Source organism: Micromonospora sp. NPDC006431 (assembly GCF_042870725.1).
In the GTDB taxonomy this organism is placed as follows: domain Bacteria; phylum Actinomycetota; class Actinomycetes; order Mycobacteriales; family Micromonosporaceae; genus Micromonospora.
Map to the genome: position 1 here is coordinate 37,536 of NZ_JBIAHQ010000005.1, position 17,999 is coordinate 55,534.

The following is a 17,999-nucleotide window of genomic DNA, read 5'->3' on the forward strand; positions in this document are numbered from 1 at the left end:
GAGTCAGCTCCCCACCAGGTAGGAGAAGACGCTCTCCAGCGATTCGTCCTCGGGCGTCAGGGACCGGACCCGGATGCCCCGGGTCAGCGCGATCTTCGGCAGCGCCCGGGTGAAGGCGCCGTAGTCGCCGGCCCGGACGGTGAGCCCGTCCCGGCCCAGCTCCACCCCGGTGACCGACGACTCGGCGATCAGCGCGACCGCCAGAGCGCGGTCGTCCGTGGAGCGGACCGCGAAGACGTGCGGCCGGTTGGTCATCAGCCGCCGGATGGTCCGGTAGTCGCCGGAGGCGGCCAGCCGGCCGGCCACCATCACCTGGACGGTGCCGGAGACCTGCTCGACCTCCTCCAGGATGTGCGAGCTGAACAGGATGGTCCGTCCGGCGTCGCCGAGGCGGTGCAGCAGGGCCATCATGTGCAGCCGCTGCCGCGGGTCCATCCCGTTGAACGGCTCGTCGAGCAGCAGCACCTGCGGGTCGTGGACCAGCGCGGCGGCCACCCGGGTGCGCTGCCGCATGCCCTTGGAGTAGGTGCCGATCCGCCGGTCCTGCGCGTCCGCCATCTCGACCAGATCGATCGCCCGGCGGGCCGCGCCCTCCGGGTCGGGCAGCCGGTGCAGCTTCGCGCTGGCCAGCACGAACTCGTACGCGGACAGGAAGGCGTGCACCGCCTCCCGCTCGCTGACCAGGCCGAGCCGCCGGTAGACGTCCGGGTTGCGCCAGGTCGGCTCCCCGTCGAGGGTGACCGCGCCCCGGGACGGGGCGAGGAAGCCGGCCATCATGTGCAGCAGGGTGGTCTTCCCGGCGCCGTTCGGCCCGAGCAGCCCGGTCACCCCGGGCCCGAGCCGCATGGTGACGTCGTTGACCGCCACCACGTTGCCGTACCAGCGGGAGACCCCGGCCAGGTCGAGGGTGGACGCGGGGGTGGTCGGCGCCGCCGCCTGCGGGCCGGCGCTGATCGTGGTCATCGGGCGGCCACCTTCCGGTATCGGAGCAGGAGCAGGGCGACGCAGCCGGCCACCAGCACCCCGGCGGCGACCAGGTAGACCGGGCCGAAGCCGCCGATCATCTGGTCCGCCGCCGCGCCGGGCGCCAGCAGGTCGCCGAGGGTGTAGAGGCCGACGCCCTGCACGAGGGTGGACGGCGAGGCGAGCATCGCCAGCTCGTTGACCGTCCGGGACGGCATGATCGACAGGGTGCCGACGATCGGGGTGGTGATCAGGAACGCGGCCACGATGCCGCCGGCCGCGAACGCCCGCTTGCCGGTGAGCGAGGCGATGAGCAGCCCGACCGAGGCGAAGACCACCGCCCACAGGGCCGCGTAGAGCAGGCCGGGCAGGAGGTCGAGCAGTTCGTCCCAGACCCCGTGCATGCCGTTGTCGGTGGTGAACGCGGCGCCGAGGAACATCACCAGCTGCGGTGCGCCGAGCAGCAGCCAGAGCGCGCTGACCAGCGCGCCGAGCTTGGCCAGCGCGTAGTCGCCGCGGGGCAGCGGCCGGGAGAAGTAGAGCGGCAGCACGCCGCTGCGCAGGTCGCGGGAGACCAACTCCGGCCCGACCACCGCGACGAAGAAGATGACCAGCCAGCTCATCGCGTCGGCGAACTGGGCGTACGTCATGACGACCTGGCCGGTCTGGGTGCGTACCGCGGTCAGCCCGGCCGCGACCACCACCACTATGCCGACCACCAGCCACGGGAAGATCTTCGCCTTGGCGGACCGGCCGAGGCCGAACGCGGTCCGCAGGCCGTGCAGGTAGAGCGCGCCGAAGACGTGCCGGCGGCCCAGCCGCGGACCGGTGTAGCGCTGGTAGCCGATGTCGTGGATGACGCCGGTCGGCTCAGACATGGCTGGGCTCCCTCGTGGCGAAGAGTTCGGCCACCCGGTGCCGCCGCTGGTCCAGCCGGTGCAGCGGCAGGTCCAGCTCGGCGACCGCGCCGAGGATCAGGTCGTAGGTGGCGTCGTCGGCGAGCGGGACGAGCAGCAGCCGCCCCTCCCGGGACACCGGCAGCTGGAGCGCGGCGAGCCGGGCGGCCAACTCCTCCGTGCCCTCGCTGACCTCGACGGCGAGCACGTCGGTGGCGGAGGTCATCGCGGCCACCCGGTCGGCGCGCAGCAGCCGCCCGCCGTCGATGGCGACGAGGGTGTCGCAGATCCGCTCGACCTCGCCGAGCAGGTGCGAGCAGACCACCACGGAGATGCCGAACTCGGTGCCGATCCGGTGGATCAGGGCGAGCATGGCGTCCCGGCCGGCCGGGTCGAGGCCGTTGGTGGGCTCGTCGAGCAGGAGCAGATCGGGGTCGTGCACCAGGGCCTGGGCGAGCTTCACCCGCTGCTTCATGCCGGTGGAGTAGCCACCGACGGCCCGATGGCGCTCCTCGTGCAGGCCGACGTGGCGCAGCGCCTCGGAGGCCCGCTCCCGGGCGACCGTCCGCGGCAGGCCGCTGATCCGACCCAGGTGGGTGACCAGTTCGGCGGCGGACAGGTCGGGCGGGAGGGCGTCGTGTTCGGGCATGTAGCCGACCCGGGCGCGGACCGCGGCCGGGTCGGTGGTGGGGTCGAGGCCGAGCACGGAGACCCGACCACTGGTCGGGGCGAGCAGGCCCAGGAGGATCTTGATCAGGGTGGACTTGCCGGCGCCGTTGGCGCCGACCAGCCCGATGATCCCCGGCTCGACCGACACCGTGAGGTCGGCCAGCGCGGTGACCCGACCTCCGTACGTCTTGGTCAGCGACTCGGTCGCGAGCAATGTCACGATGACCAGCGTAAGAAGTGGACGCCGCCCCGGGTATCGGGAAACGCTCGGGGATGCCCCTGATTTCCGTACGGTCGGTAAGGGTTTCGTAAGCGCGGCGACCGGTGACCGCGGGCGCCGGGCGCGGAAGACTCAGCACATGCCGAGCCGACTGCTTCGCACCCCGCTGACCTGGGTCGTGGTCGCCGTCCTCGCGGTCGGCGCCGCGGCCGGGCTGTACTGGTTCCGGCCCTGGGCGCTGGTCACCGACACCGAGGTGCACGAACGGCTCACCGCGGTCGAGGAGATCACCCCGGCCCCGACCACGTCCGCGTCCACCGCGAGTCCCGCCACCGCCACCCGGGCGGCGCCGACCCTGGTGAGCCGGGGCGAGTTCGTCAGCCATGAGCACGACACCCGGGGCAGTGCCCGGATCGTCCGGACCGCCGGGGATCGGTACCGGCTGGAACTGGCCGGGCTGGACACCTCGAACGGTCCGGATCTTCAGGTCTGGCTGACCGACCAGCCGGTTCGTACCGGGCCGTCCGGGTGGCGCGTCTTCGACGACGGGCGCCACGTCGCGCTCGGCCCGCTCAAGGGGAACCGGGGAGACCAGGCGTACGAGATCCCCGCCGGAACCGATCTCACCGGGCTGACCAGCGTCGCCATCTGGTGCCAGCGGTTCGCCGTGTCGTTCGGCGCGGCCCCGCTCACCCCCGCCGGCTGAGCCGATCGGCGACCGCCGCGCCAACGGGCGGTGGCCGGGAGGTGGAGTGGCGCTCTCGACCGATCGCCGGTGGGCTGAGAAACTGTGTGCCGGCCGGTGAGTTGGGGGTTCGATGAGCAACGGGTGGGTGCTGCCCGAGGACGTGTTGCGGGACGCGCCGGCGTACGCGCCTCGCCCCGGTGAGCTGGCCGATCTGGAGTTGCTGCTGACCGGGGCGTACGCCCCGCTGACCGGCTTCATGGCCCGCGCCGACCTGGCCTCGCTGAGCCGGCGCGGCCGGCTCGCCGACGGCACGCCGTGGCCGGTGCCGGTGACCCTCCAGGTGCCAGCGACGCTCGCCGACGGGCTGGAGCTGGACGACCCGCTGCGCCGGGCACTGGTGCTCACCGACGGTGAGGGTGCCCCGGTGGCGGCGATGGACGTGACCGACGTCTGGCCGGTCCGCGACGGCATGGCGGGCGTGGGTGGCGCGGTGCGCCGGCTCGGCGACGGCGGTCACGGGCCGTTCCAGCGGCTGCGGCGCAGCCCCGACGAGGTCCGCGGACTGCTGCCGCCGGGGCGGGTGCTCGGCGTCTTCGCCGACCGTCCGCTGCACCGGCCGCAGCTCGCGCAGATCGCGCACGCCGCCCGCACCCTGGGCGCGCACCTGCTGGTGATGATCCCGGTGGGTGAGGCGGCGACCGGCGGGCTGCCGTCCGAGGCGCTGGTGCGCAGCGTGTTCGCCGCCCGGGACCGAATGCCCCCGGCCACCCTGCTGGCGGTGCCACTGGCGCGGCGGCGCGACGAGATCAGTGACGCCCTGCTCCGGGCCCGGGTCGCCGCCGCGTACGGGGTGACCCACCTGCTCTCCACCGAGGGGATGCTCTCCGGGGCCGGGCTGCGCGTGCTCGTGCCCCGGGAACTGGCGTACGACAACCGGGACGGGCAGTGGCGCTGGCGGGAGGACATCCCGCCGCGCAACCGGCGGCTGGCGCTCAGCCAGGAGGAGATCGACGACCTGCTGGACCGGGGCTTCCCGCTGCCCGAGTGGCACACCCCGCCGGCGGTGGCCAAGGAGCTGGCGCGAGCCCGTCCGGCGCGCCGGCACCGGGGCCTGGTGATCTTCCTCACCGGCCTCTCCGGCTCCGGGAAGTCGACCATCGCCCGGGGCCTGGCCGACCTGTTGCGCGAGGGCGGCGACCGGAGCATCACGTTGCTCGACGGGGACGTGGTGCGCCGGGAGCTCTCCGCCGGGCTGGGCTTCACCAGGGCCGACCGGGACGCCAACGTCCGGCGGATCGGCTGGGTGGCCGCCGAGATCGCCCGGCACCGGGGGGTCGGCATCTGCTGCCCGATCGCCCCGTACGCGGCCGCCCGGGCCACCGCCCGGGAGATGGCGCAGGCGGCCGGGGCCGGCTTCCTGCTGGTCCACGTCGCGACCCCGCTGGAGGTCTGCGAGCAGCGCGACCGCAAGGGCCTGTATGCCCGCGCCCGTGCCGGCCTGATCACCGGGATGACCGGCATCGACGACCCGTACGAGGAGCCCACCGATGCCGACCTGGCGGTGGACACCACGGACATGACGGTCGAGGAGGCGGTCCAGCGGGTGATGGAGCACCTGACCGAGACCGGCTGGGTGGAGCCCCGCCTCCAGCCGGCCTGACCCGGGCTCCCGCGCCCGCCTGACCAGCGCCCGGCGCGCCGGCATGGCGGCGGGCCGAGCAGTTCGGGCCGCCGCCCGTCCGGTCGCGGGAGGGCGGCGGTCGGCGGCCGCGCACCCCTTTCTTCCGCTGTTTCCCCCTGCGCGCTAGTGTTCATTCTTGTTGGAACACGTTCGACAACGTGAGCACGGGGTCGGGAGGCGGAGGTGAGGTCGGGTGCTGGCACGGCAGCGGCAGGCGGCCATCCTGGAACGGGTCCGTGCCGCCGGAGGCGTCCGCGTGACCGAGCTGGCCGGCGAGTTCGGCGTCTCCGACATGACCATCCGGCGCGACCTGGAGACCCTGCACGAGCAGGGCCTGTTGGCCAAGGTGCACGGCGGGGCGACCCTCGCCGGCTCGACCGACGAGCCGGGCTTCCGGGCCAAGTCGGTCCGCCAGTCGGCGGAGAAGGCGGCGATCGCCGCCCGCGCCGCGAAGCTGGTCCGGCCCGGCGCCGCGGTCGCCCTCTCCGCCGGTACGACCACCGCCGAGCTGGCCCGCCGCCTGGTCGACGTGCCCGGGCTGACCGTGGTGACCAACTCGCTGCCGGTGGCCGAGATCCTGCACGTCGCCGGCCGGCCGGACCAGACCGTGGTGCTCACCGGCGGGGTGCGTACCCCCTCCGACGCGCTGGTCGGCCCGCTGGCCGTGGCGGCGCTCGGGGCGCTCCACCTGGACCTGCTCTTCCTCGGCGTGCACGGGATCAGCGAGCGGGCCGGGTTCACCACGCCCAACCTGATGGAGGCGGACACCAACCGGTCGCTGGTGGCCGCCGCCGACCGGCTGGTGGTGCTCGCCGACCACACCAAGTGGGGCACGGTCGGCATCTCCTCGATCGTCGGGCTGGACGCCGCCGACGTGCTGGTCACCGACGAACGGCTGGCGCCGGAGGCGCGCCGGGTACTCGAGGAACGGGTCGGCGAACTGCTGATCGTCCGCGCCACGGGAGGGACGAAGTGAAGCGTACGCGGATCGAGCTGGCCGACGGCCGCGAGCTGATCTACTTCGACGAGCGGGACGACGCGGTCCGGGACCAGCCGGACCGACGGGACCTGCCCCCGCCGCCGCAGGCGTCGCAGCTCCGGTACGACCCGCTGACCGACGAGTGGGTGGCGGTGGCGGTGCACCGGCAGACCCGCACCTTCCTTCCCCCGGCCGACCAGTGCCCGCTCTGCCCGTCCCGCGGCGACCGGCTCAGCGAAATCCCCGCCCCCGACTACGACGTGGCGGTCTTCGAGAACCGGTTCCCGTCGCTGAGCCAGCGGGTCGCCGCGGAGCCCGCCGAGATCACCCCGTTCACCCCGGTACGTCGCGGGCGCGGCCGGTGCGAGGTGGTCTGCTTCACCGACGACCACCACGCCTCGTTCGCCAGTCTCTCGCCCCGCCGGGTGCGGACCGTGCTCGACGCGCTCGCCGACCGGACCACCGCCCTCGGCGAGCTGCCCGGCGTGGCGCAGGTCTTCCCGTTCGAGAACCGGGGCGTGGAGATCGGCGTGACCCTGCACCACCCGCACGGGCAGATCTACGCGTACCCCTTCGTGACGCCCCGGACCCGCGCCATGCTCGCCGCCGCCCGCCGGCACGCCGAGCGCACCGGCGGCAACCTGTACGCGGACGTGCTCGCCGCGGAACGCGCCGCCGGGGACCGGGTGGTGGCGCGCAACGCGCACTGGACGGCGTACGTGCCGGCGGCCGCCCGCTGGCCGTTCGAGGTGCACCTGGCCCCGCACCGGCCGGTGCCGGACATCCCCGCGCTGGACGACGCCGAGCGGGATGCGTTCGGCCCGCTCTACCTGGACGTGCTGCGCCGCTTCGACGGGCTGTTCGACGTGCCGATGCCGTACATCGCGGCCTGGCACCAGGCCCCGCTGCACGTCGACCGCGAGCTGGGGCACCTGCACCTGCAGCTGTTCAGCATCCGGCGGGCCGGGGACAAGCTGAAGTACCTGGCCGGCTCGGAGTCGGCGATGGGCGTCTTCATCAACGACATCGCCCCGGAGCGGGCCGCCGAGCTGCTGCGGGCCGCCTGAAAGGAAGGTCCCTGGGTAGCGACGGCCGCCTGCCGACACTCGGGGCAGAGCGGGTGCCACAACAGGGCGCGGGGGGCCCGGGACAGGGCCCCCCGCAAGGGAAGGGACGGCTGGCTGTGCGCGACAGCCGGGAAGGCTGGCTGATCGGCACTCTGCCGCGAGGCGACCGCGGTCAACCTTCCTGGATGGGACTGGCATCCCGTCCACCCAGCTCAACGAGGCGCGCCACCTCTTGGTGACGCCGGCACCGGACGACGGAGCCCGCCGGCGGGTGCCGGCGGGCTCGATCGGTGACGGGTACGGGAATCAGGCGGCGAGCTTGCGGGCCAGGTTCTCGTCGAGCGCGTTCATGAACTCGTCGGTGGTCAGCCACGGGGCGTCCCGCGAGATGAGCAACGCCAGGTCCTTGGTCATCTGGCCACCCTCGACGGTGTCGACGATGACCTGCTCCAGGGTGTTGGCGAACTCGGTGACCGCCGGGGTGCCGTCCAGCTTGCCCCGGTGGGCCAGGCCCCGGGTCCAGGCGTAGATCGACGCGATCGGGTTGGTCGAGGTCTTCTCGCCCTTCTGCCACTGCCGGTAATGCCGGGTGACGGTGCCGTGCGCGGCCTCGGCCTCGACGGTGCGGCCGTCCGGGGTCATCAGCACGGAGGTCATCAGGCCGAGCGAGCCGAAGCCCTGGGCCACGGTGTCGGACTGCACGTCACCGTCGTAGTTCTTGCAGGCCCAGACGAAGCCGCCCTCCCACTTGAGCGCGGCGGCGACCATGTCGTCGATCAGCCGGTGCTCGTAGCTGATGCCGGCCTTCTCGAACTCCGCCTTGAACTCGTTCTCGAACACCTCGGCGAAGATGTCCTTGAACCGGCCGTCGTACGCCTTGAGGATGGTGTTCTTGGTGGACAGGTAGACCGGGTAGCCGCGGTCCAGGCCGTAGCGCATCGAGGCGCGGGCGAAGTCCCGGATCGACTCGTCGAAGTTGTACATGCCCATGGCGACGCCGCCGCCGGGGAACTTGGCGACCTCCATCTCCATCGGCGCACCACCGTCGGCCGGGGTGTAGGTGATGGTCACCGTGCCCGGGCCGGGGACGACGAAGTCGGTGGCCTTGTACTGGTCGCCGTGCGCGTGCCGGCCGATGATGATCGGCTTGGTCCAGCCCGGGACGAGCCGCGGCACGTTCGACATGATGATCGGCTCACGGAAGACGACGCCGCCGAGGATGTTGCGGATGGTGCCGTTCGGCGACCGCCACATCTTCTTCAGCCCGAACTCCGCCACCCGAGCCTCGTCCGGCGTGATGGTGGCGCACTTGACGCCGACGCCGTGCTCCTTGATCGCGTTGGCGGCGTCGACGGTGACCTGGTCGTCGGTCTCGTCGCGGTACTGGATCGACAGGTCGTAGTAGTGCAGGTCGACGTCGAGGTACGGCAGGATCAGCTGCTCCCGGATCTGCTTCCAGATGATCCGGGTCATCTCGTCGCCGTCGATTTCCACGACCGGGTTGTTTACCTTGATCTTCGCCATCGGCCGGCGCTCCTCTCGGGGGACACGTGCTCAAGCAGTACGAGCGTACTGGAAACTGACCGGGGCTTCTCAGCCGGCCTCACCCGATGGAATCGGGGTCACCCGGGACGGGTCGGGATGGCATCCTTCCCGGATGCCGCTGACGCACACGATCGGGTCTATCACGGTCACCGCACTGGTCGACGGGGCGGGGCCGTTCTTCCAGCCCCGCGAGGAGGCTTTCCCGGACGCCACCGCGGACCAGTGGCGCGCGGCCGACCGCCGGGACCCGGACACGGTCACCCCGGACGGCCGCTGGTGGCTGCCGTTCCGGTGCTTCGCCCTGCGTACCGGGGACGGGCCGGTCACCCTGGTCGACGCCGGGATCGGCCCGGCCGACTCCCTGGCCGCGAGCTGGGCGCCGGTCCCGGGCCGGATGCCGGCGGAACTGGCCGCCGCCGGCATCGACCCGGCGGACGTCCGGACCGTGGTGCTCACCCACCTGCACAGCGACCACGTCGGCTGGGCGGTGCTCGGCACGCCGTACTTCCGCAACGCGGACTACCTGCTGCAACAGGCCGAGCTGGCGGCGCTGGACCGGTTCCACCCCGAGTTGCCGGCCCGACTCCTGGGGCCGTTGCGCGCCGCCGGCCAGCTCCGGCTGGTCGACGGCGACACCGACCTCACCTCCGGGGTACGCGTGCTGAGCACGCCCGGGCACACCCCGGGCCACCAGTCGGTGCTGGTCGACTCGGGCGACGAGCGCCTGCTGGTCACCGGCGACCTGCTGGTGCACACCGTGCAGCTGGTCGACCCCACCCTGGCGTACGTCCACGAGGAGGACCCCGCGGCGGCACGCGGGGTCCGTACGGCTCTGCTGCGCGAACTGGCCGGGCACGGCCGGACGGTGCTGGCGACGCCTCACCTGGGCGCGGGGGGGGGGGGCGGGGGGGGGCGCCGGGGGGGGGGGGGGGGGCCGGGCCGGGCCGCCCCCCCCCCCCGGGGGGCCCCGCCCCCCCCCCCGGGGCCCAGACCGGTGGGGCCCGGGGGGGGGGGCCCCCGGCGCCCGCCCCGCGGCGGGGGGGGGCGCGCCCCCCCCCCCGGCGCCCCCCCCCCCCCCGGGCCGCCCCCCCCCCCCCCCCCCGCCGCTACGCCGGATCAGCCCGCCTCGCCCGGGGCGTGCACCCACTGCACCAGCTGGATGATCACCCCGTTGGGGTCGGTGACCTGGAAGAAGCGCTCCCCCCACGGCTCGGTCTGGATCGGGGTCGTGACCGGCACGCCGGCGGCCTGGATCCGGGCGTACTCGGCGTCGATGTCGTCCACCACGAAGGCGACGATCAGGCCCTGAGCCCGCTGCTGCTTCAGGCGATCCGGCTGGATGCTGGCCAGCCCGGCCCGCAGGAAGATCAGGTTGAAGCCGACCCCCTCGCGGGCCAGCGAGACGAACCCGTCGGCCGCCATTTCCTGCTGGAAACCGAAGTGCTGCTGGACGAAGGCGGCCGAGGCCGCCACGTCGTCGACGTTGAGCGAGATGGCCGATGCGGTGATCTGCACGTGGTCTCCCTGATGTCCGGGGGGTTACTCCGTACATTGTACAACGTACTGCGTACGGGGTTTTTGCCTGAGAGGATCGGGAGGTGCCAAACCACCGCAGCGGAGCCGGCGACCCGGCCCGCACCCTGCGACTGCTCTGGCGGCAACCCGACGAGAGTCCGCGTCGGGGTCCGCGCCAGGGTTACTCGCTGGACGACATCGTCACGGCCGCGATCGAGCTGGCGGACACCGACGGGCTGGACGCGGTGACCATGCGGGCGGTCGCCCAGGCCGTCGGCGTCGCGCCGATGACCCTCTACACGTATGTGCCCGGCAAGGCTGAGTTGCTCGACCTGATGTTGGACGCGAGCTACGCCCGGATGCCCCGGCCGGACCGCTCCGGCGAGCCGTGGCGGGCCCGGGTGACGGCGCTCGCCGAGGACAACCGCAGGCTGTTCGCCGCCCACCCCTGGGCCGCCGAGGTCGCCACCGGCCGGCCGCCGCTCGGCCCGGGGCTGATGGCCAAGTACGAATACGAGCTGCGCGCCTTTGACGGCACCGGCCTGCCCGACGTGCAGCGGGACGCGGCGTTGACGTACGTCCTCGACTTCGTCCGGGCCGCGGCCCGCTCGGCGGCCGAGGCACGGCTCGCGAGCCGGGAGAGCGCGTGGAGCGATGAGCAGTGGTGGGCGGCGAACGGCCCGCTGCTCGCCCGGGTGCTCGATGAGCAGCGGTACCCGACCGCGGTCCAGGTCGGCGCCGCCGCGGGGGCCGCGCAAGGGGCCGCGTACAGCCCGGAGCAGGCGTACAACTTCGGCCTGGCCCGGGTCCTCGACGGCCTGGGCGTCCTGATCGACGGTGGAAGCGGCGGCGCGGGCCGGGCCGACTGATCCCCGGCCCGGACGCGAAAGCGCCCCGCGACCGGCGGTCGCGGGGCGCTTCGGGCAGCCGGGATCACATGTTGGCGACGTCGGACTGCTTGGCGCGGACCGCCTCGGCGGCCTCCTTCAGGCTGGCCAGCTCGTCGGCGTCCAGGTCGGTCTCGACGACCCGCCGGACGCCGTCGCGGCCGATCTCGGCCTCGACGCCCAGGTAGACGCCGGAGATGCCGTACTGGCCGTCGACCCAGGCGCAGACCGGCATGACCTCGCCGGAGTCCTCCGCGACCGCCTTCGCCATCCGGGCGGCGGCGGCGGACGGGGCGTAGTACGCCGAGCCGGTCTTCAGCAGCGCGACCACCTCGGCGCCACCGTTGCGGGTCTTGACGACCAGGTCCTCGATCTGCTCGGCCGGCATGACGTCACGCAGCGGCTTGCCGTCCACCGTGCTCTTCGACGGGACCGGCACCATGGTGTCGCCGTGCGAGCCGAGGGTCAGGGTCTTCACCGACTTCACCGGTACGCTCAGCGCCTCGGCCACGAAGTTGGTGAACCGGGCGCTGTCCAGCATGCCGGCCTGGCCGAGTACGCGGTTCTTCGGGAACTGGGTGGCCTTCTGGGCCAGCGCGGTCATCTCGTCGAGCGGGTTGGAGACGACGATGACGACGGCGTTCGGGGCGTACTTGGCGACGTTCTCGGCGACCTGGCGGACGATCTTGGCGTTGGTCTCCAGCAGGTCCATCCGGCTCATGCCCGGCTTGCGGGGCAGGCCGGCGGTGATGACGACGACATCGGAGCCCTCGATGGCCTCGTAGCCCTCGCCGTTCGGACCGGTGGTGACGCCGACGACCTTGGTCTCGAAGCCCTCGACCGGACGCGACTGGTTCATGTCCAGCGCGATGCCCGCCGGCTTCCCCTCGATGATGTCCGTGATCACCACGGTGTCGAAGATGTCGTACTCGGCCAGGCGCTGCGCGGTGGTGGAGCCGTAGAAGCCGGCCCCGACGACAGTGACCTTCTTACCCATGGTCGTCCCACTCCCTGATACCAGTCGGTTTTCCGGACCGTATCAGCCATCCTGTCACCGATCCGGCCAGGGGCGGACGGTTATGACGTGCTTGGGATGGTCAGGCACCACGCTCGGCGCGTTCCACCACGTTGGTCAGCAGCATGGCCCGGGTCATCGGGCCGACGCCGCCGGGCATCGGGACCAGCTTGCCGGCGACCTCGGCCACCTCCGGGTCCACGTCGCCGGTGTAGCGGCCCTTGCCGTCCGGGCCGATCACCCGGGTGATGCCGACGTCGACGACGGTGGCGCCCGGCGTGATCATGTCGGCGGTGAGCAGGCCCGGCACGCCGGCCGCGACGATGACGATGTCGGCGGCCCGGGTCTGCTCGGCCAGGTCGAGCGTGCCGGTGTGGCAGAGGGTCACGGTGGCGTTCTCGCTGCGCCGGGTGAGCAGCAGGCCGAGCGGGCGGCCGACGGTGTTGCCCCGGCCGATCAGCGCCACCTTGGCGCCGACCAGCGCGACGTCGTGCCGGCGGAGCAGTTCGACGATGCCGCGCGGGGTGCAGGGCAGCGGGGCGTCATAGCCGAGCACCAGCCGGCCCAGGTTGACCGGGTGCAGGCCGTCGGCGTCCTTCTCGGGGTCGATCATCTCCAGCGCCCGCTGGGTGTCCAGCTGGGCCGGCAGCGGCAGCTGGACGATGTAGCCGTGGCAGGCCGGGTCGGCGTTCAACTCGGCGAGGACGGCGTCGAGCTGCTCCTGGGTGGCGTCGGCGGGCAACTCCCGGCGGATCGAGGCGATGCCTACCTCGGCGCAGTCGCGGTGCTTGCCGTTCACGTACGCCTCGGAGCCGGGATCGGTGCCGACCAGGACGGTGCCGAGCCCCGGGACGACGCCCCGATCGGCCAGCGCCTTGACCCGTGTCCGCAGCTCGTCCTTGATCTCCGCCGCGGTCGCCTTGCCGTCCAGGATGATCGCCGTCACGTCTGGATCGTCTCACGCCGCGCGCCCGGCCGGCCCGCGACGGCCAACGGTGCCGATCCGCTACGCGGGCTTCGTCACCCAGAGTTACGGATTGTGGATTTCGCCACACGTCGGGGCGGACAGCCGATGCTCAACCAGGGTGGAACAGACGGCGGGCCGGTAAGCCCGCGAGGATGTCGAGACCTCGTTCCGGGGCCGCCGGGACGGCCTCGACAGCCCCTCTGAGCGGCTCCTTCATCATTCTCCCCAGCGCGGGTGGACAAAGGCCCCGACCCGCGCCCGGTACCGCTTCGCCGCGCTCTCGATGCCGAAGCCACCACCCGACATACCATTGCCGACCGTTGCGCAGCGTTACCCGGCGCCGGGTGTCGGCGACGGCCGGACCAGCGCGCGCCACTTCGCGCAGGAGGTCCGTGATGACAGCGCCCGCCAACACCAAGGTCCGCGGCGAGACGATCCTCTCCGTCAACAACCTGGTCAAGCACTTCCCGATCACCCAGGGTGTGCTGTTCAAGAAGAAGGTCGGCGCCGTCAAGGCGGTCGACGGGGTCAGCTTCGAGCTGCGCCGCGGCGAGACGCTCGGCGTGGTCGGCGAGTCCGGCTGCGGCAAGTCCACCCTGGCCCGGCTGCTCATGCGGCTGGAGACCCCGACCGCCGGCCGGGCCAGCCTGGAGGGGAAGGACCTGTTCAAGGCCTCCGGCGCGGAGCTGCGCCGGCTGCGCCGGAACATGCAGATGGTGATGCAGGACCCGTACACCTCGCTCAACCCGCGGATGACGGTCGGCGACATCATCGGCGAGCCGTTCGACATCCACCCGGACGCGGCCCCGAAGGGCAGCAAGCGGCGGCGGGTGCAGGAACTGCTGGACGTGGTCGGGCTCAACCCCGAGCACGTCAACCGCTACCCGCACCAGTTCTCCGGCGGCCAGCGGCAGCGCGTCGGCATCGCCCGGGCGCTCGCCCTACGGCCCGAGATCATCGTCTGCGACGAGCCGGTCTCCGCGCTCGACGTGTCGATCCAGGCCCAGGTGATCAACCTGCTGGAGCAGCTGCAGGACGAGTTCGGGCTGTCGTACATCTTCATCGCGCACGACCTGTCGGTGGTCCGGCACATCTCGGACCGGGTCGCGGTGATGTATCTCGGCAAGATCGTGGAGACCGGCACCGAGCAGGAGATCTACGAGCGGGCCACCCACCCGTACACCCAGGCGCTGCTCTCGGCGGTGCCGGTGCCGGACCCGGAGGCACGGGCGACCCGGAGCATCATCCGACTCACCGGCGACGTGCCGAGCCCGGCCGACCCGCCGTCCGGCTGCCGGTTCCGCACCCGGTGCTGGAAGGCGCAGGACATCTGCGCCACCCGGGAGCCGCACGCGGTGCTCCGCGCCGCGGACCCGCACCCCTCGGCCTGCCACTTCGCCGAGGTACGCCCCGCCGCCTGACCGGGCTGGCCGCGACGCAGGCCCCGCCCCCGGAGGAAGAGGGGGCGGGGCCTGCGCGGTCGCGGCCTACGGGCCGGCCGGCCCCCAGGGACCGGCCGACCCGTCCGTGGTCAGAGCTGGGCGAGGGGGAACGCCCAGATGCCACGGCCGTGGGTCGCGACGTAGACCGAGTTGTCGACCGCGTTGTACTCGACGTCCATGCCCACGGTCAGCGGCAGGCCGGAGCCGAGCCGCTGCCAGTTGGTGGCGCCGGGTGCGCGGTAGAGGGTGGCCAGGTCGGTGGCCAGCACCAGGGCGCCGTTGGACAGCTCCTTGATCGAGCTGGCCGGCACGTCCGGCAGGTTCGTCGAGACGTCCTTCCAGGTCGCGCCCGCGTCGGTGGTCTCGTAGACGTGGCCGAAGCCGGCGCCCGGTCCCTCGGTGAACCGGCGGGAGAACCCGTTGATCGCGAGGAAGGCGTGCGCGGCGTTCGCCGGGTCGATCCCGACGCCCTGCACGAACCGGTTCGGGAAGTCACCCGGCAGGGTGAGCTGGTGCCAGCTCGACGGGTCGCCGACCTTGCCGACCGCGACGCCCCGGGCGAACCCGGCGTTGTTGCACGGCCCGCACCAGCCGACGTACGCCATGCCGTTGGAGACGGCGACCGAGGTGGCGGTGTGCCCCGCGCCCAGGTCGAAGACGTTCGTCCAGCCCTTGCCGTTCTGGATGGCGTAGCCCTTGGTGTTCACCCAGACGTGCTGGCCACCGGCCACCCAGACGTTGGCGTCGTGGTCGTCCGGCGCGAACGGCGCGATGAACCGGGCCGGCTCGTCGCCCGGCCGCGAGGTGTACGGCCGGATGTCCCGCGAGGTGGAGGTGCTCGCCGTGCCGGGGCCGGGGTTCTCGTTGCAGTTCTCGGTCACCCGCATGGCCAGGTTGGTGTACTCCTGGACCTGCCGGCAGCCGTTGGCCGGGTCGGCCAGCGAGTCGCCACCGTCACCGCCGAAGTTGGACCCCATCACGGTGTCGCCGGGGCGGAGCACCGAGACGCCGTTGTCCTGCAGGCCGCCGGAGACGACCGTGCCGGCCTTGGCCGGGTCCTTGCCCACCGCCACCGCGTAGTACTGGAGGGCGTCGATGGTGCCGTCGTTGAGGCTCTCCCAGTCGGTCGCGTGCCCGGCCTTGTCGGTCTTGCCGTTGATCGGCCGCCGGTACACACCGCCGTCGTTGCCCACGTAGACGAAGCCGTTGCCGACCGCCACCGAGTGTTGGTCGGAGTGGGTCGTCTTGCTGCAGGTGTTCTGCGCGTCGTAGATGTTCCAGCAGGAGAAGTTGAAGTTCCAGTAGGGACCGACGGTCTTCCAGGTGGCGCCGGCGTCGGTCGTCTCGTAGACCTCCTCCAGCCCCGCCCAGAGGTGGTTCGGGTTGGCCGGGTCCGCCGCGACGAACTGGTTGTACCAGGCCTGGATGCCCGGGCCGTAGCCCTTGCCGCCGACGGCCTGCTTGAGCGCGGAGCCGGAGTTGCCCAGCTTCGACGAGTCGGCGATCTTGTTCCACGGGCCGGCCGGGTTGCCGGTGTTGGCGACGTAGATGCCGTCCAGGTAGCTGTTCACGTTGCCGGCCGGCTTGTTGAGCAGCCGGGGCGACTGGTTGATCGCGTACAGCCGGCCGCCGTCGGCGGAGAAGGCGAACGTCACGTAGCCGATGTCGTCGGCCGGCATGGCGCCGGTCGGGTTGACCTTCGTCCAGCCCCCGGCGGTGTAGTCGGCGGTCTCGTAGAAGCCGTTGTACGTGTCGCCGGAACGCCAGGCCGAGGCCACCACCACGTGCTTCGGGTTGCGCGGGTCGTTCGCCACGTCGTTGACGATGTTCTTGTACGCGGCGTTCGCGTTACCCGCGTTCGCCCCGCCCGGCAGGTAGCTCGGGTTCGGCGCGAACTCCAGCTTCCAGGCGCCCGAGGTGCTGCTCATCAGGTGCGAGAACAGGCCCCGGTTGGTGGCGACCCAGACCTTCCCGTCGAAGAACCGCAGCTTGTTGATGACCGTGCTCTCCAGCTCGGTCCCACCGACCCGGTCGGTCGGCTTGAACGCGCCGCTCTTCGGGTTGGCCAGCCGGTAGACGCCGGCGCCGACGTACGAGGTGCCGCCGGTGTTCGCCTCGCCGGTGGCGTACCAGAGCGAACCGTCGGCGGCGAGCACGAGGTCGCCGCTGGACAGCGTGGGCAGCGCGTCCGTGATCGGCGTCCAGCTCCCGCCGCCGGTCGAGGAGCGCCACACGCCGCCGTCCGCGCCGGCCGCGTAGACGTAGCCGCTGTTGTCCGCCGCGAGGCCGGTGATCCGGCCGGTGACCAGGCCGGCGCCGCCCGAGGAGTTGGACGCGTAGTCGCGGTAGCGCGGGTCGTCGCCGTCGTACTTGATGTTGGTGACCTCGCGCCAGGTGCCCTTGGTGGCGGCGAGCCCGTTGAGCTGGCTCAGCGCGTTGGAGTACGCGCCCGGCGAGACGATGCCCGGGGCGTAGCGGGCCTGGGCGAACTGCTCGGCGATGGTCCGGGCCTCGAAGGCCTCCTCGCCGGCCTCCTCGGACGACTCCCCGGCCGCCATCTCCGTGAACTCCCTGGGGTGCCAGGGCAGGTTGGCGCCGGGCTCGTCGGCCAGGCCGAGCTTCTCCTGCACCTCGTGGTTGGTGGCGACGACGCCACCGAGCGCGGCGGCCAGCACCAGCGCGCCCGCGATTGTCGCCGGCTTACGCCAGCGGGACTTGGACATCTGAATCCTCCGGGATTCAAGGGGCCCGGGCAGGTGGCCCGGGCTGGGAAAGCCGGGGCGGCGGATGGCCACCTGGGCAGGTTCGGGATCGGACGGATCGTCCGGATTCGACGGTCGTTCCGCCGCGCGCCGGCGCCGACCGGCGGGCGCGCGGGCGGGTCAGGCGACGGTCGGCGGGGCCCGGGCGAGCAGGGTGCCGCGCGGCGGCAGCGGTAGGGCCGGCGGCCGGTAGCGGGTCGGGGCGAGGCCCGGATGGGGCGAGCCGCCGACGGGCACGGGCGGGGCCGGGAGGAGATCGTCCGGTCCGTCGGTGGAGACGACGCCGGCGCGGTGGTCACCACACTGTCCACCGAGAAGTTCCGTCCGCAGGTCCGGCGGAGCCTCGGGAGGCGCGGGGCGCGCCACGACGGCTCGGGGATCGCCGGAGGGCGGGGCGGTACGGCCCGGCGTGGTGACCGGAGCATCGACGACGGCTCCCGGTCGGGGCGCGGTGTCCGACGCGCCGAGCTGGAGCGGTTGCCGGGCCCGTCCGTCCGGGGCAGGAACCGACGGCGTGTCCTGGCCGATCGACCGGTGCGCGGCGGTGACCACCACGCCGGGGCCAGGGGTCTCCCCGTGGGCGGGCACCCCCAGACCGACCAGGACGAACGCCAGCGCCACGACGACGGCGGTCAACCGGTCGAACACGCGCATGGGGCGGACCTGTCGGTAGGAGGGGGCCGCTCGGGCGGGCGCCGCGAGG

15 protein-coding genes and 1 pseudogene are annotated in these 17,999 nt (G+C 72.8%); 7 read left to right on the forward strand and 9 right to left on the reverse strand.

The genetic code is table 11. From position 1 onward, the window contains the following. Positions 1-3 precede the first annotated feature (3 nt). The 3 genes from ACFYM6_RS11725 to ACFYM6_RS11735 are packed head-to-tail and all read right to left on the reverse strand — an operon-like array spanning position 4 to position 2,748. On the reverse strand, positions 4-963 hold the full coding sequence (locus ACFYM6_RS11725) for an ABC transporter ATP-binding protein (protein WP_387274655.1): 960 nt from the start codon (positions 961-963) through the stop codon (positions 4-6). Then, positions 960-1,841, reverse strand: coding sequence for an ABC transporter permease (locus ACFYM6_RS11730; RefSeq protein ID WP_387274657.1), 882 nt, complete (start codon positions 1,839-1,841; stop codon positions 960-962). Before ACFYM6_RS11730 ends, ACFYM6_RS11725 begins: the two co-directional genes overlap by 4 nt. Beyond that, positions 1,834-2,748: an ABC transporter ATP-binding protein gene (locus tag ACFYM6_RS11735; protein ID WP_073834815.1), complete on the reverse strand. Its 915-nt coding sequence runs from the start codon at positions 2,746-2,748 to the stop codon at positions 1,834-1,836. The genes ACFYM6_RS11730 and ACFYM6_RS11735 overlap by 8 nt, the downstream gene beginning before the upstream one ends. Positions 2,749-2,887: 139 nt before the next feature. On the opposite strand from ACFYM6_RS11735, the gene ACFYM6_RS11740 reads away from it, so the two are divergent. The 4 genes from ACFYM6_RS11740 (at position 2,888) to galT (ending at position 7,163) form a co-directional block, all read left to right on the forward strand. After that, entirely contained in the window at positions 2,888-3,454 is a 567-nt protein-coding gene (locus ACFYM6_RS11740; protein WP_387274659.1) for a DM13 domain-containing protein, read from the forward strand. Positions 3,455-3,566: 112 nt separating this feature from the next. Next, positions 3,567-5,096 carry an adenylyl-sulfate kinase gene (gene cysC, locus ACFYM6_RS11745; protein ID WP_387274661.1) on the forward strand — a complete coding sequence of 510 codons (1,530 nt, stop codon included), beginning with the start codon at positions 3,567-3,569 and terminating at the stop codon, positions 5,094-5,096. Positions 5,097-5,310: 214 nt separating this feature from the next. After that, the gene (locus tag ACFYM6_RS11750; RefSeq protein WP_387274662.1) at positions 5,311-6,093 is read left to right on the forward strand and encodes a DeoR/GlpR family DNA-binding transcription regulator; all 783 of its coding nucleotides are present in this window, start codon (positions 5,311-5,313) and stop codon (positions 6,091-6,093) included. Next, a complete protein-coding gene (galT, locus tag ACFYM6_RS11755; RefSeq protein ID WP_387274664.1) occupies positions 6,090-7,163 on the forward strand; it encodes a galactose-1-phosphate uridylyltransferase in 1,074 nt (357 codons plus the stop codon). Before ACFYM6_RS11750 ends, galT begins: the two co-directional genes overlap by 4 nt. A gap of 306 nt (positions 7,164-7,469) precedes the next feature. Here the strand turns inward: galT and ACFYM6_RS11760 are convergent, their stop codons facing one another. After that, on the reverse strand, positions 7,470-8,687 hold the full coding sequence (locus tag ACFYM6_RS11760) for an NADP-dependent isocitrate dehydrogenase (RefSeq protein ID WP_357446394.1): 1,218 nt from the start codon (positions 8,685-8,687) through the stop codon (positions 7,470-7,472). 133 nt (positions 8,688-8,820) lie between these two features. On the opposite strand from ACFYM6_RS11760, the pseudogene ACFYM6_RS11765 reads away from it, so the two are divergent. After that, a pseudogene (locus tag ACFYM6_RS11765) lies at positions 8,821-9,495 on the forward strand (MBL fold metallo-hydrolase); the annotation flags it as partial. A gap of 329 nt (positions 9,496-9,824) precedes the next feature. Here the strand turns inward: ACFYM6_RS11765 and ACFYM6_RS11770 are convergent. Further along, a complete protein-coding gene (locus ACFYM6_RS11770; RefSeq protein ID WP_387274667.1) occupies positions 9,825-10,223 on the reverse strand; it encodes a VOC family protein in 399 nt (132 codons plus the stop codon). Between the two features lie 83 nt (positions 10,224-10,306). Between ACFYM6_RS11770 and ACFYM6_RS11775 the strand changes: the two genes are divergently transcribed. After that, entirely contained in the window at positions 10,307-11,092 is a 786-nt protein-coding gene (locus tag ACFYM6_RS11775) for a TetR/AcrR family transcriptional regulator (RefSeq protein ID WP_387274669.1), read from the forward strand. Positions 11,093-11,156: 64 nt separating this feature from the next. On the opposite strand, the gene mdh is transcribed toward ACFYM6_RS11775, so the two are convergent. Together mdh and ACFYM6_RS11785 are read right to left on the reverse strand one after the other, a co-directional pair. After that, complete coding sequence (gene mdh / locus ACFYM6_RS11780; RefSeq protein WP_387274670.1) at positions 11,157-12,107, reverse strand: malate dehydrogenase; 951 nt, start codon at positions 12,105-12,107, stop codon at positions 11,157-11,159. Positions 12,108-12,207: 100 nt separating this feature from the next. Then, complete coding sequence (locus ACFYM6_RS11785) at positions 12,208-13,071, reverse strand: bifunctional methylenetetrahydrofolate dehydrogenase/methenyltetrahydrofolate cyclohydrolase (RefSeq protein WP_387274672.1); 864 nt, start codon at positions 13,069-13,071, stop codon at positions 12,208-12,210. A 416-nt stretch (positions 13,072-13,487) separates the two neighbouring features. Between ACFYM6_RS11785 and ACFYM6_RS11790 the strand changes: the two genes are divergently transcribed. Continuing rightward, positions 13,488-14,513 carry an ABC transporter ATP-binding protein gene (locus tag ACFYM6_RS11790; protein WP_387274674.1) on the forward strand — a complete coding sequence of 342 codons (1,026 nt, stop codon included), beginning with the start codon at positions 13,488-13,490 and terminating at the stop codon, positions 14,511-14,513. Between the two features lie 110 nt (positions 14,514-14,623). Here the strand turns inward: ACFYM6_RS11790 and ACFYM6_RS11795 are convergent, their stop codons facing one another. Together ACFYM6_RS11795 and ACFYM6_RS11800 are read right to left on the reverse strand one after the other, a co-directional pair. Then, positions 14,624-17,257, reverse strand: a complete 2,634-nt coding sequence (locus tag ACFYM6_RS11795; protein ID WP_387274676.1) for a glycosyl hydrolase — start codon at positions 17,255-17,257, stop codon at positions 14,624-14,626. Positions 17,258-17,416: 159 nt separating this feature from the next. Next, positions 17,417-17,950 carry a hypothetical protein gene (locus ACFYM6_RS11800; RefSeq protein WP_387274678.1) on the reverse strand — a complete coding sequence of 178 codons (534 nt, stop codon included), beginning with the start codon at positions 17,948-17,950 and terminating at the stop codon, positions 17,417-17,419. Positions 17,951-17,999 lie beyond the last annotated feature (49 nt).

Excerpts from the sequence above, each read along its gene's own strand:
- mdh (WP_387274670.1), bottom strand. The coding sequence starts at position 12,107 with ATGGGTAAGAAGGTCACTGTCGTCGGGGCCGGCTTCTACGGCTCCACC.
- ACFYM6_RS11725 (WP_387274655.1), bottom strand. The coding sequence starts at position 963 with ATGACCACGATCAGCGCCGGCCCGCAGGCGGCGGCGCCGACCACCCCC.
- ACFYM6_RS11760 (WP_357446394.1), bottom strand. The coding sequence starts at position 8,687 with ATGGCGAAGATCAAGGTAAACAACCCGGTCGTGGAAATCGACGGCGAC.
- ACFYM6_RS11800 (WP_387274678.1), bottom strand. The coding sequence starts at position 17,950 with ATGCGCGTGTTCGACCGGTTGACCGCCGTCGTCGTGGCGCTGGCGTTC.
- ACFYM6_RS11730 (WP_387274657.1), bottom strand. The coding sequence starts at position 1,841 with ATGTCTGAGCCGACCGGCGTCATCCACGACATCGGCTACCAGCGCTAC.
- ACFYM6_RS11790 (WP_387274674.1), top strand. The coding sequence starts at position 13,488 with ATGACAGCGCCCGCCAACACCAAGGTCCGCGGCGAGACGATCCTCTCC.
- cysC (WP_387274661.1), top strand. The coding sequence starts at position 3,567 with ATGAGCAACGGGTGGGTGCTGCCCGAGGACGTGTTGCGGGACGCGCCG.
- ACFYM6_RS11795 (WP_387274676.1), bottom strand. The coding sequence starts at position 17,257 with ATGTCCAAGTCCCGCTGGCGTAAGCCGGCGACAATCGCGGGCGCGCTG.
- ACFYM6_RS11740 (WP_387274659.1), top strand. The coding sequence starts at position 2,888 with ATGCCGAGCCGACTGCTTCGCACCCCGCTGACCTGGGTCGTGGTCGCC.